A 12,051-nucleotide genomic window follows, 5' to 3' on the forward strand; every position below is an offset into this window, starting at 1 on the left:
AAAAATGGTGCTGCTGGTAGTCTCTGCATTACTAGGCATCTTGGTCCTGGCCGGTGCTGCGCAGTACCAGATCAGCCGGGTATTCGAGGCAGCAAACTTCGGCAACGAGAACGCAGTGCCGAGCTTATTGGCTATCGCAGCGGTCAACGATCCTACCAATAAGTCTGTAAGAGCTATGTTCCTTCACTTACAGAGCAACGATGCCCTTGAGAAAGGGCAGCTGGCTCAAGAAGTCCATGACCTGCAGAATAAGGTCCAAAACGCTCTGAAAGACTATGAAAACCTCCTAGCCAACGATGAGGATCGTCGTCTGCTGGAGCAGGACCGTGAAGCCATCGGTGCCCTGTTCGCCCTTCAGGATAAATTGCTTCTGCTGTCCCAGCAGGGACAACTGGATCAAGCCAGGGAAATACTGATGGCTAACCGTCCGGTTTTCACCAAGCTGGCCGAAGCCTTGGGTACTCATCGTGAGTTCAATCAGCGCCTGGGTGAACAAAGCGCTCAGCTGGCAGCCAACATCAAGACCAATGCAACAATTACATCCATTGTTATCGCCCTGGTGACTCTGCTTGCTATCGGCTTTATTGGTTTCGTCATCATCCGCAGCCTGCAAAAAGTCGTAGCCGTAGCCAATCGCGTGGCTAAGGGCGATCTGCCGGATGACATTGTAGTCAAGGCAAGCGATACAACTAGCCTCATGGCGGCCATGAGTCGCATGGTAGGTACGTTGCGCAATCTGCTCAACGAGATGAATCACATGTCTAAGGAGCACGACAAGGGGGATATAGATGTTTTCATTCCCGCTGACCGCTTCGAGGGCAGCTACCGCACTATGGCGCAAGGTGTAAACACCATGGTGTCCAGCCATCTCGAAGTCCAGCAGAAAGCCATGGCATGCGTAAAAGCCTTTGGCGAGGGCAATCTGGACGCCTCTCTTGAGCGTTTTCCCGGCAAGAAGGCGGTGATCAACGATAACATCGAGCAGGTACGTGCAAACATCATGCAGCTGGTCAATGAAATGCAGCGCATGTCCCGTGCTCATGACAAAGGTGACATCGACGTCTTCATCGAAGCAGCCCGTTTTAGCGGCTCCTATCAGGCGCTGGCAGAAGGCATCAACACCATGGTCGATGGCCACCTTGAGGTGCAACGCAAGGCCATGGCTTGTGTACAGGCTTTTGGCGAAGGTGATCTTTCTGCACCGCTGGAGCGCTTCCCAGGTAAAAAGGCAGTAATCAACGACAATATCGAGCAGGTACGGGCCAATATCCAGCGGCTGGTAGATGATGCCAGCGCGCTCAGCGGTGCAGCCATGGCAGGCCAGTTGGCGACCCGCGCCGATGCTGGTCAGCATAAGGGTGATTTCCGCCGTATCGTCGAAGGCATCAACGGGACGCTCGATGCGATTGTCAGCCCCGTTAATGAGGCCATGAGCGTTATGGCCGGCCTTGCCCAGGGTGACCTCAGCCGCACGGTACAAGGTAATTACCAGGGTCAGCTCTTGGAACTCAAGCAATCCATTAACAGCACCGTTGGCAAGCTGAACCAAATCATCACGGACGTTCGCGATTCGGCCGATGCACTGGCTAGTGCGTCAGAGGAGATTTCAGCAACTGCCCAGTGCATGAGCCAAGCCTCCACAGAGCAAGCGGCATCGGTTGAGGAAACCAGCGCGTCCATGGAGCAGATGTCCGCTTCTATCGGCCAGAATACCGAGAACGCCAAGGTCACTGACAGTATGGCCAGCAAGGCTGCCCAGGAAGCATCCGAAGGTGGCAAGGCCGTGAAGGACACGGTCGCAGCCATGAAGACCATTGCCGACAAGATTGGCATCGTGGACGACATCGCCTATCAGACCAACCTGTTGGCCTTGAACGCGGCGATCGAAGCGGCACGTGCCGGTGAGCATGGCAAGGGCTTTGCGGTAGTCGCTGCTGAGGTACGCAAGCTGGCCGAGCGTAGTCAGATTGCAGCTCAGGAAATCGGCAACGTGGCCAAGGGCAGCGTAGACCTTGCCGAACGTGCCGGTACGTTGCTGGACGAAATTGTGCCGTCCATTGGCAAGACCTCCGATCTGGTTCAAGAGATTGCGGCCGCGTCGGAGGAGCAGAGCTCAGGTGTCAGCCAGATCAACGCGGCCATGGGTCAGCTGAGCCAGATTACGCAACAAAATGCTTCAGCCTCTGAAGAATTGGCGGCAACGGCCGAAGAAATGAGCAGTCAGGCCGAACAACTGCAGCGTCTGATGAGCTTTTTCAGCAGCAATGGCCACACGGCTACAGCAGACCTTCAACGTGCATTGGACCATACTCGTCCATTCACGGAGCAGGTACGCATTAAAGCTCAGGCTCATCCGCATGCTGCAACGGCATCTGGAGCGTTACCGGAAGGCTTCATCCGCTTCCAGAGCTGATGATCATACAGGGCGCCTGCATCTTCCGCAGGCGCTCTTCTATCAAGATATTTAACCCAGGTTGGCCAGAGGCTTACCTGTGAGGCTGATCATGACTGTTTCAAAGAAAATGCTTCTTCTGGTGTTCTCAGCCCTGCTTGGCATTGTGCTATTGGCAGGGACAGGTCAGTACCAGATCGACCGTGTATTCCAGGCGGCTAACTATGGCAATGACAATACAGTGCCTAGCCTATTGGCGATCAATGAGATTAGCCGGAGCGTTGATAGCTCCATCAAGAGTTTTTACGTGCACATATTGAGCACTGACGCGGCTCAAATGGCGCAAGTCGATGAGACACTGGCGTCTATTCGCACGGATATTGACCAGAGTTTGAAGCACTATGAAACCCTACTGTCAAACGATCAGGACCGTCAGCTGCTGGCTAGCGATCGTGAAGCGTTAAAAGGACTGAGAGAACTAGAAAACAAGGTGCTGCCCTTGTCACGGGAAAACCGTACTGAGGAAGCTAAATCAATGCTCTTGGAAAATCTTCACGTCATTGAAAAAGTTAGCCAGGCACTTGATGCTCACGTCAGATTCAATGAGCAACTCGGTAAGGAAGGCGCCGCGACCGCAGTAAGCCTGAAAGGAACTGCCACCCTTATCTCTATCATAATTGCGCTGGCTACATTGGCAACCGTAGGCCTGATCGGCTTTGTCATTACCCGCAGCCTGCTTCGGCAGTTGGGTGGCGAACCCGCCGACGTTGCAGCCATGGCCAATCGTGTTGCGGCCGGTGATCTGCCTAGCGAGATTGCGCTAAAGAAAGGCGACTCTACCAGCCTCATGGCAGCCATGAGCCGTATGGTGGAAACCTTACGCGGCCTGCTCAATGAAATGAATCGCATGTCCACCGAGCACGACAAGGGCGAGACCGATACCTTCATTCCGGCTGATCGCTTCGAGGGTAGCTACCGCACAATGGCGCAAGGCGTGAACGATATGGTCAAGGGCCATATCGATGACCAGCGTAGTGCAATGGCCTGCGTAAAAGGCTTTGGTGAAGGCAACCTGGACGCACCTCTGGCCCGCCTGCCGGGCAAGAAAGCATTCATTAACGATAACATTGAGCAGGTACGTGACAACATCAAGGCACTAATTACCGATACCCAGCAACTCAGTCAGGCGGCAATAGCTGGTCAGCTCGATGAGCGAGCCGACGCTTCCCAGCACCAGGGTGACTTCCGCCGGATCATCGAAGGCGTCAATGGCACATTGGACGCCATCGTTGCACCACTAAGCGAAGCCATGGACGTCATGGGGGCGCTGTCAAACGGCGACCTAGGCCGTACGATTCAAGGCGATTACCAAGGTCAGCTCTTAGAACTCAAGCAATCGGTCAACAGCACCGTCAGCAAGCTGTCCCAGATCATCATGGATGTCCGTGATTCGGCCGATGCATTGGCCAGTGCGTCAGAAGAGATTTCAGCTACGGCGCAAAGCATGAGCCAGGCGTCCTCTGAGCAGGCCGCATCGGTTGAGGAAACCAGCGCGTCCATGGAGCAGATGTCCGCCTCCATTGCTCAGAATACTGAAAACGCCAAGGTTACCGATGGCATGGCCAGCAAGGCTGCTAAAGAAGCCGTTGAGGGTGGTCAGGCGGTTCGTGAGACCACTTCTGCTATGCAAAGCATTGCCGAGAAGATCGGCATTGTGGACGACATTGCCTACCAGACCAACCTGCTGGCCTTGAACGCTGCGATTGAAGCCGCACGTGCCGGTGAGCATGGCAAGGGCTTTGCCGTTGTAGCAGCGGAAGTGCGTAAGCTGGCCGAGCGTAGCCAGGTTGCCGCTCAGGAAATTGGCAACGTGGCCAAGGGCAGCGTTGCCTTGGCCGAGCGTGCCGGTACGTTGCTGGATCAGATCGTTCCGTCGATTACCAAGACGTCCGACCTGGTACAGGAAATCGCTGCTGCATCCGAAGAGCAAACCTCAGGTGTAGGCCAAATCAACTCCGCAATGGGTCAGCTCAATCAAATTACGCAACAAAATGCTTCAGCCTCTGAAGAATTGGCGGCAACGGCCGAAGAAATGAGTAGCCAAGCAGAAAAACTGCAGCAACTGATGAGCTTCTTCTCAGCCCATCGTGCCGCAGCTGATCTGCAGCGCGCCATCGATCATGTAAGGCCGGTTTCCAGCAAGCCGAGCCATAGCAGGGAGCGGGTCATGGCGCAACGTCCACTTCGTACAGGCTCGTCACCGGAAGGATTCGTCCGGTTCGAGGAATAAGACATGAGTACCGATGTGACTACTGCGTTGCTCTCTTCAAACGGTGAAGCCGAGCGTCAACACCTGACCTTTGTAGTAAACGGTGAGACCTTTGCCGTGGATACGCTGTGCGTACGGGAGATTATTGAATACGGCCAGCTTACTGTCGTTCCGCTGATGCCAGCGTTTATCTGCGGAGTAATCAACCTGCGCGGCGCCGTCGTGCCAGTCATTGATCTGGAAGCACGGTTCGGAGGCACTCGTACGGCTGTTACATCGCGGACCTGCGTCGTCATCCTCGAGACTGTAGATGACGAACAACCCCAAGTCATTGGTGTGGTGGTTGATGCTGTAAGTGAAGTGCTTGAAATACCTCTGGAGCATGTCCGTCCGACTCCGGCTTTCGGCAGCCGCATCCGGACTGACTTCATTCAGGGCATTGCCAAGATCAAGGACGAGTTCGTGGTACTGCTGAACGTCAGCCAAGTGCTGTCCATCAGCGAAATCGCAGGACTCGTCAAAACCCCAGAAACCGCTATGGCCTTCGGCAGCGCGCGTGCAGCGCTTCCGCAGCGCTCGTTGTAACCTTTCGGAGTCATAGCCATGTTTAGAAACATGCGCGTTACCACCAAGCTTGCCTTGGGCTTTGGCACAGTCGTCGCTCTGCTTGTCATCGTTATTCTAGTGGGCGTCGTCAACATGGCGGCCATGAAAGCCTCAACGGACACTATGTCATTAGATCGTTTTCCGAAAACGGAGATGACCAATGCTCTTGTGCGCGGAACGCTTGATAACGGCCGCCTTTTACGCAACATGCTGCTTGTAGACGATGTAGCCAAGCGGCAGGAATTCAAAGATCAAGTCACTAAAAATCGCAGCGCTAACTCCGAGCTCATCAGTAAACTTGAGGCCTCTATCTATTCCGAAAAAGGCAAAGAGCTTTTTAAGGAATTATCCAGCAAGCGTACGGCATTGCAGGCCAAGTACGAGCCGTTCTATACCTTAGTAGACCAAGACCATAGCCGGGCTGTTGATTACATGCTCAAAGAGTTTGCCCCAGCCAATAACGCTTATATTGAGACGTTAAGTGCGCTGAACAAATTCATGAAAGAGCAAATGGATTCAGCGGGAGCAGAGGCAACCCAGGCATATGAGTCTGCTCGCCTCCTGATGATTTCTATAGGTGCAGTGGCATTAGTAATAGCTACTCTTCTTGGTTTCATCATCGCCCGCAGTCTCATCAAGCAATTAGGTGGCGAACCGGCCTATGCTGCTGAAGTTGTTAGCCGCGTTGCTGCAGGTGACCTGAGCGTCAATGTTGTGACCAAGCCTGGTGATACCACTAGCATGCTCGCGGCTATCAAAGGCATGACAGACAAACTGGCTTATATTATTAGTGAAGTGCGGGGCTCTGCCGATGCGCTGTCTAGTGCCTCAGAGCAGGTTTCCGCTACAGCACAAAGCATGAGTCAAGCGTCTTCTGAACAGGCCGCATCGGTTGAAGAAACCAGCGCGTCCATGGAGCAGATGTCCGCTTCTATCGGCCAGAATACCGAGAACGCCAAGGTCACTGACAGTATGGCCAGCAAGGCTGCCCAGGAAGCATCCGAAGGTGGCAAGGCCGTGAAGGACACGGTCGCAGCCATGAAGACCATTGCCGACAAGATTGGCATCGTGGACGACATCGCCTATCAGACCAACCTGTTGGCCTTGAACGCGGCGATCGAAGCGGCACGTGCCGGTGAGCATGGCAAGGGCTTTGCGGTTGTGGCAGCTGAAGTACGCAAGCTGGCCGAGCGTAGCCAGATTGCAGCCCAGGAAATTGGCAATGTAGCCAAAACAAGCGTGGCCTTGGCTGAGCGTGCCGGTACGTTGCTGGACGAAATCGTACCCTCGATCGGCAAGACGTCCGATCTGGTACAGGAGATTGCGGCCGCATCCGAAGAGCAAACCTCAGGTGTAGGCCAGATCAACACGGCGATGAGTCAATTGAGCCAAATCACTCAGCAGAACGCTTCTGCCTCGGAAGAGCTGGCTGCGACCTCCGAAGAAATGAGTGGTCAGGCCGAACAGCTTCAACAGCTGATGGAGTTCTTTACCCTGGCTCACAACGGGAGTGTTTCTTCCAGTGAAGCTCCGCGCAGCCAACCACCAGCGGCTGTACCGACTCGCAAGGCAGCAACGCCAGCGCGTGACTACAGCCCTGCCGCCGGTCAATTGGCTGGCGTACCGGCTGGTTTTGTACGCTTCAAGGATTAACGCCCATGAGTCTTCTAAAGGCTAACCGCGTGGCTGCTATCGAGCAGCCACAGCAATACCTGACCTTCTCATTGAATGCAGAGATGTTTGCGGTCAGCACGACGTGTGTACGTGAAATTATCGAGTATGGCCCGATTACAGCCATGCCCATGATGCCTCGTAGCATTCGCGGCGTAATTAATCTGCGTGGTGCAGCAGTACCTGTTTTCGATCTTGGGGTGCACTTTGGTGGTGCGCCTACCGAGGTCAACCGGCGCAGTTGCATTGTGATGTTGGAGCTAAGTGTCGGAGGCCGACATCAGATCTTTGGCATCGTGGTAGATGCCGTTAACGAAGTACTGGAAATCAGTGCCGATGCCATTGAACCAGCGCCGCGCTTTGGCACCCATGTCCGTACCGACTTCATTCTCGGCATGGCCAAGCGCGAAAATGGTTTTGTAATCCTGCTCAATATCGACCAAGTCCTCAATGCTGAGGATATTGATTACCTGGCCAGCCAGAACTGACGGTAAATGTCATGACGATGGATAACCTTGCTCTTTCAGACAGCGATTTCCGCAAGTTTCGTGGAATGATTTACGATGCTGCCGGGATCAGCATGGCAGACTCCAAAAAGCCCCTGGTCAGCGGACGGCTGGCCAAGCGGGTTCGTCAGCGGGGCCTTCCCAGTTATGGAGCCTACTTTGATGTCCTGATGCGCGATCGGAGCGAGTTTCAAACAGCGGTTGACTTACTCACCACCAATGAAACCTATTTTTTCCGTGAGCCCAAGCATTTTGAGTTCCTCCGTACCGTTGTACTACCAGAGATACGTGACCGCGCGTCCGTTCGTATCTGGAGTGGAGCGTGCTCGACTGGTGAGGAACCCTATACCCTGGCGTTAACTCTGGCTGATACGCTCGGCACCCGCCCGTGGGAAATCGTTGCATCTGATATCAGTACCCGGGTGCTGGAAAAAGCGCGCCGGGGCCAGTACCCCTTGGAGGATGCCGAAGGTATTCCAAAGGCGTTACTGCACAAACACTGCTTCAAGGGTATTGGTCAAAATGAAGGGACATTCCTGATTGATCCAAATCTGACGGCACGTATTACCTTTCGACAGATCAATCTCAATACTACCCTGCCTGATGTTGGTCAGTTTGAAGTGATCTTCTTGCGAAATGTAATGATTTACTTTGACAACGACACCAAGCGCCAAGTGGTCCAACGTCTTGTAAACCATTTACGTCCAGGAGGTTATTTCATGGTAAGCCATTCAGAAAGCCTCAATGGCATCACTGAAGCGCTCAAGATGGTTAGACCCTCTATCTATCAGAAGCCTCATGCCTGAGCCAACCAAGATTAAAGATGTTTATCTTAAGCCTGGGGAGCTGCATTTCGGGGGTGCTGATACACGCATCCGAACGTTGCTAGGCTCCTGTGTGGCGCTGGTGTTCTGGCATCCCCAGCGCCAGCTGGGCGGGATGTGCCATTACTTATTGCCTACTCGCAGCAAGGGGCACAAGGTATCGGACCGACTCGATGGTCACTACGGTGACGAGGCGCTGGCGCTACTGCTCCAGGCTATCCAGATGTCAGGTACACAACCATCGGAGTTTACCTTGCGTGTCTTCGGTGGCGGCAACATGTTTCCGGGAATTGCACGTAATGAAAAGGACCACATCGGCTTGCAGAACGTCAAGGCGGCTAAGCGCCTTCTACAGGCACACGGACTTGTTTGTAGCGCCAGCCATGTGGAGGGTATCGGTCATCGACGCCTTAGCTTTTCCATTTGGGATGGGGAGGTCAAGCTTGAGCAATCGCCTCCTGTACAGGCTCCACCACGGCAAAGAGATCGCCTATGACTAGCATTAAAGTACTGATCGTCGACGACTCCGCCGTGGTGCGTCAGGTGCTATCCACGACGCTGTCTGCCGACGGTGCCATCGAAGTGATTGGCGTGGCGGCTGATCCGCTTTTCGCCATGGATAAGATGAATAAGCAATGGCCGGATGTCATCGTCCTTGATGTGGAAATGCCCCGCATGGACGGCATTACCTTTCTGAAGAAGATCATGGCCGAGCGCCCTACTCCGGTTGTGATCTGCTCGACGCTGACGGAAAAAGGTGCCGCGACCACCATGCAGGCTCTCTCATCCGGCGCGGTCAGCTTTGTCACCAAGCCACAGGCTGGGCTCCGACAGTTTCTGGTAGAAAGTAGCCAGGAGTTGATTTCCGCGGTCAAGGCAGCGGCCCGCGCCAACGTTCGCCGTATCGCAACGTCCGCGCCACCGGCCAGCCCGCCGCCTAAACTCAGCGCAGATGTCATCCTGCCGCCGGGCCAGGCGATGACCCGCACGACCGACACAGTGGTCAGTATTGGCACCTCTACTGGCGGTACGCAGGCACTGGAAGTGGTCCTGACTGCCCTGCCCCGGGTGTGTCCGGGCATTGTTATCGTTCAACATATGCCCGAGCGCTTTACGGCCGCCTTCGCCGAGCGCCTGAACGGGCTCTGTCAGATTGAAGTACGGGAGGCCCAGCATGGTGATCGCGTCATTCCCGGTCGCGCCTTGATCGCACCCGGCGGCCGGCACATGCTGCTCAAGCGCAATGGCGCGCAGTATCAGGTAGAGATCGTCGACGGCCCGCCGGTAAGCCGTCACCGCCCTTCTGTTGATGTCTTGTTCCGTTCAACGGCGCGCTGCGCCGGTAAGAATGCACTGGGTATCATCATGACCGGTATGGGAGACGACGGGGCACGAGGTCTTAGGGAAATGCGTGAAGCAGGCGCCAAGACACTGGGCCAGGATGAGCAGAGCTGTGTGGTCTATGGAATGCCCAAGGAGGCTTTCAAGTTAGGGGCCGTGGAGCGTGAACTGCCTCTGGACCAAATTCCGGCAGCCATTTTGAACATGGCCCGCTAGGCATTCTACGGACAAGCGCAGCACGGCGCCTGTCCGTAGGATTTCAATTAACGCGTAAGATCTGCCTTCAACTGCTCGCCCGCATACTGCTGAGCCTGTCTGGCCTTCTCAACGACCGCTGCTGTACCAAAGAACTCGTGCGTAACCCCTGAATATAACTGGCGATCCACCGCTACGCCCGCATTGCGCAGGGCAGTCTCTAAATGGGCACCGTCATCGCGCAACGGATCCACCTCGGCATTGATAATTGTGATTGGCGGCAAGCCTTTCAGGTCGGCATGGACCAAGTCGATACGTGGGTCGTTCAGGTCGACCGGAGACTTTGTAGCCTGAGCCACGAACCACAGCATCATGGGTCGATTGAGCGGCATCGCATCGGCGTACTTGTCATAGGATTCGGTGTGGGTGTTGGTCTGGGCCACCGGGTAAACCGACAGAATATGCTTGGGCGCCGTCAGGCCGGCCCTCTTTGCGGCAATGGCCGTTGCAACAGCCAAATTACCACCGGCGCTTTCGCCCGCCAGTGCCAGGCGCTTGGGATCACCGCCCAGCGAGCCGGCATTCTGGATCACCCAACGGTAGGCTGCGATGGCATCATCATGGGCAGCCGGGAATTTATGCTCGGGCGCAAGACGGTAGTCGACCGAAACAACGATAGCATTGGCCTGCTTCGCGAGCCCACGTGCACCAGCGTCATAAACATTGCGATCCGCATACACCCAGCCGCCACCATGAAAGTACAGGATGACTGGAAAAGGCCCCTTGCCTTCAGGAGTATACACGCGAGCCGGTAATGTACCTGCGGCGCCGGATACACTGGTATCCACGCTCTTCACTCCGGGTACCAGCGCTTCAGGCGCACTGTCGCGCCCTTCCTTGTCAAGCACCGCCTTTACCGCGTCTGCAATGGTTGGCTGCTGACGCACCTCAGTCGGAGTGATCTTCTCGATGGCTTTCGGATCAAAGCGGGCGTACTGATTCAATACTTTTTGCATGTCCGCATCATTACGTACCGAGCTTTTAGCCCCGCTTATCGCCAGCTCGGACAAGGGCCGCTTGTCCGGCGAGCGGTTGGTGCAGGCCGCCAGCGACACGCCCATGCCTACCGCAGCCATGAGAAGAATACCGTTCTTAAGTCGGGAAGGTTGTAAACGCATAGGGTTTCCTGTTGTGTGATGTCATGTTAAAAGCGACCACACAGGTTCAGGAACGTTGCCATTTCACATCAAAACACGGTAGTGATAGCCATAGCGACGCTCAAAGCCGAGCGAGTGGTAAAGGCCTATTGCAGAGGTGTTTGAGTTTGTTACCTGCAGGTATGCCTGTCGGGCACCTTGGCGCTTTCCCCACGCCAACAGTGCGCTAACCAGCTGACGCCCGAGACCACGCCCACGCCAGGCTGGCGCTACCACCAGATCAAACAGGCCCACCCAGTCACCTTCCGCCACTGCTAGGCCATAGCCAACAGGCTGCCCTTCTCTGTAAACCGTCGCGTAGACCACAGGCCAGGCGATAGCGTCCAGCAAGGTATCATGGTGTTGGCGACAGGGCGCATCCAGGCCGCTGAGCAAAGCAAAGCCGTTGCCCCAGGCCTGTGTACGCAAGGATTCAAGCGTGACCGTACCCTGGCTCTCTTTTAGATTACCTAAGCCCAGCGTCATCACCTCGGTAGGGTCGACCCGCTCATAACCCGCCGCTTCGAGCTGCCTGTCTGGCTCATCACCTGCCAGAGGCGTCAATCGAAAGATGACAGGCAAACCCTGCCGGCGGTACAGCGACTCGATATAGGACCGTACGCTATCGAACGAGGCCGTTGGCTGCCAGGCATTGGCCGAATTAGCGCGCTTGGTATAACCGCCTGCCAGACGCAGCACCCACCCCTCGTGAAAGACCGTCTTTTGTGCAGGCCAGGCATTAAAGGCACAGGCTTCCAGCGTAAAGATATCAGTCATGAATTGCTCCTGAGCTGTTCCTTAAGCATGAGCCGCGCAAGGCCCTTCTCCGCCCTATCCGTCCCGCCATTTAAAGCATGGCATTTCTGTAAAATGCTCATGAGCTCAGTACGTTCCAAAGCCAAATGCTGATGTCTCCTGTCTCGCTGTCACCTGAGCAGATCACAGAACGCATACGCCAGGAAATCACTATGTACCGTGCCCTGAGCCAAGAGTACAGATTAAGTCAGATGAGCTGAGGGTCAACGTCTAGGTTATCCAGATCCAACTAGAA

The 12,051-nt window shown here is 55.1% G+C and carries 8 protein-coding genes and 4 pseudogenes; 10 read left to right on the forward strand and 2 right to left on the reverse strand.

Features of this window, described 5'->3' with window-relative positions:
- Nucleotides 1–4 precede the first annotated feature (4 nt).
- From EAW52_RS26470 to EAW52_RS21070, 10 genes and pseudogenes are all read left to right on the forward strand, one after another.
- A pseudogene (locus EAW52_RS26470) lies at nt 5–1,486 on the forward strand (MCP four helix bundle domain-containing protein); the annotation flags it as partial.
- 51 nt (nt 1,487–1,537) lie between these two features.
- Nucleotides 1,538–2,413, forward strand: a pseudogene (locus EAW52_RS26475) (methyl-accepting chemotaxis protein); the annotation flags it as partial.
- A 91-nt stretch (nt 2,414–2,504) separates the two neighbouring features.
- Nucleotides 2,505–3,752: pseudogene (locus EAW52_RS26920) on the forward strand (MCP four helix bundle domain-containing protein); the annotation flags it as partial.
- A gap of 69 nt (nt 3,753–3,821) precedes the next feature.
- Nucleotides 3,822–4,682 (forward strand): annotated as a pseudogene (locus EAW52_RS26925) (methyl-accepting chemotaxis protein); the annotation flags it as partial.
- Between the two features lie 3 nt (nt 4,683–4,685).
- Nucleotides 4,686–5,246, forward strand: a complete 561-nt coding sequence (locus EAW52_RS21045) for a chemotaxis protein CheW (protein WP_019366691.1) — start codon at nt 4,686–4,688, stop codon at nt 5,244–5,246.
- Between the two features lie 18 nt (nt 5,247–5,264).
- On the forward strand, nt 5,265–6,920 hold the full coding sequence (locus tag EAW52_RS21050) for a methyl-accepting chemotaxis protein (protein ID WP_122043934.1): 1,656 nt from the start codon (nt 5,265–5,267) through the stop codon (nt 6,918–6,920).
- A gap of 5 nt (nt 6,921–6,925) precedes the next feature.
- On the forward strand, nt 6,926–7,426 hold the full coding sequence (locus EAW52_RS21055) for a chemotaxis protein CheW (RefSeq protein WP_122043935.1): 501 nt from the start codon (nt 6,926–6,928) through the stop codon (nt 7,424–7,426).
- Between the two features lie 11 nt (nt 7,427–7,437).
- Nucleotides 7,438–8,250: a protein-glutamate O-methyltransferase CheR gene (locus EAW52_RS21060; protein ID WP_122043936.1), complete on the forward strand. Its 813-nt coding sequence runs from the start codon at nt 7,438–7,440 to the stop codon at nt 8,248–8,250.
- Entirely contained in the window at nt 8,243–8,764 is a 522-nt protein-coding gene (locus EAW52_RS21065) for a chemotaxis protein CheD (protein WP_010798847.1), read from the forward strand. The genes EAW52_RS21060 and EAW52_RS21065 overlap by 8 nt, the downstream gene beginning before the upstream one ends.
- Nucleotides 8,761–9,825: a chemotaxis response regulator protein-glutamate methylesterase gene (locus EAW52_RS21070; RefSeq protein ID WP_122043937.1), complete on the forward strand. Its 1,065-nt coding sequence runs from the start codon at nt 8,761–8,763 to the stop codon at nt 9,823–9,825. Before EAW52_RS21065 ends, EAW52_RS21070 begins: the two co-directional genes overlap by 4 nt.
- Before the next feature lie 47 nt (nt 9,826–9,872).
- Here the strand turns inward: EAW52_RS21070 and EAW52_RS21075 are convergent, their stop codons facing one another.
- The gene (locus tag EAW52_RS21075; protein ID WP_177411918.1) at nt 9,873–10,982 is read right to left on the reverse strand and encodes an alpha/beta hydrolase; all 1,110 of its coding nucleotides are present in this window, start codon (nt 10,980–10,982) and stop codon (nt 9,873–9,875) included.
- 63 nt (nt 10,983–11,045) lie between these two features.
- Nucleotides 11,046–11,777 carry an N-acetyltransferase gene (locus EAW52_RS21080; protein ID WP_122043938.1) on the reverse strand — a complete coding sequence of 244 codons (732 nt, stop codon included), beginning with the start codon at nt 11,775–11,777 and terminating at the stop codon, nt 11,046–11,048.
- Between the last annotated feature and the right edge of the window lie 274 nt (nt 11,778–12,051).

This window comes from Pseudomonas sp. LTJR-52 (genome assembly GCF_003691465.1).
Classification (GTDB): Bacteria; Pseudomonadota; Gammaproteobacteria; order Pseudomonadales; family Pseudomonadaceae; genus Chryseomonas; species Chryseomonas luteola.

What these genes read in the sequence shown, in the direction of transcription:
- EAW52_RS21065 (WP_010798847.1), top strand. Translation starts at nt 8,243, where the DNA reads ATGCCTGAGCCAACCAAGATTAAAGATGTTTATCTTAAGCCTGGGGAG.
- EAW52_RS21075 (WP_177411918.1), bottom strand. Translation starts at nt 10,982, where the DNA reads ATGCGTTTACAACCTTCCCGACTTAAGAACGGTATTCTTCTCATGGCT.
- EAW52_RS21070 (WP_122043937.1), top strand. Translation starts at nt 8,761, where the DNA reads ATGACTAGCATTAAAGTACTGATCGTCGACGACTCCGCCGTGGTGCGT.
- EAW52_RS21055 (WP_122043935.1), top strand. Translation starts at nt 6,926, where the DNA reads ATGAGTCTTCTAAAGGCTAACCGCGTGGCTGCTATCGAGCAGCCACAG.
- EAW52_RS21080 (WP_122043938.1), bottom strand. Translation starts at nt 11,777, where the DNA reads ATGACTGATATCTTTACGCTGGAAGCCTGTGCCTTTAATGCCTGGCCT.
- EAW52_RS21060 (WP_122043936.1), top strand. Translation starts at nt 7,438, where the DNA reads ATGACGATGGATAACCTTGCTCTTTCAGACAGCGATTTCCGCAAGTTT.
- EAW52_RS21045 (WP_019366691.1), top strand. Translation starts at nt 4,686, where the DNA reads ATGAGTACCGATGTGACTACTGCGTTGCTCTCTTCAAACGGTGAAGCC.
- EAW52_RS21050 (WP_122043934.1), top strand. Translation starts at nt 5,265, where the DNA reads ATGTTTAGAAACATGCGCGTTACCACCAAGCTTGCCTTGGGCTTTGGC.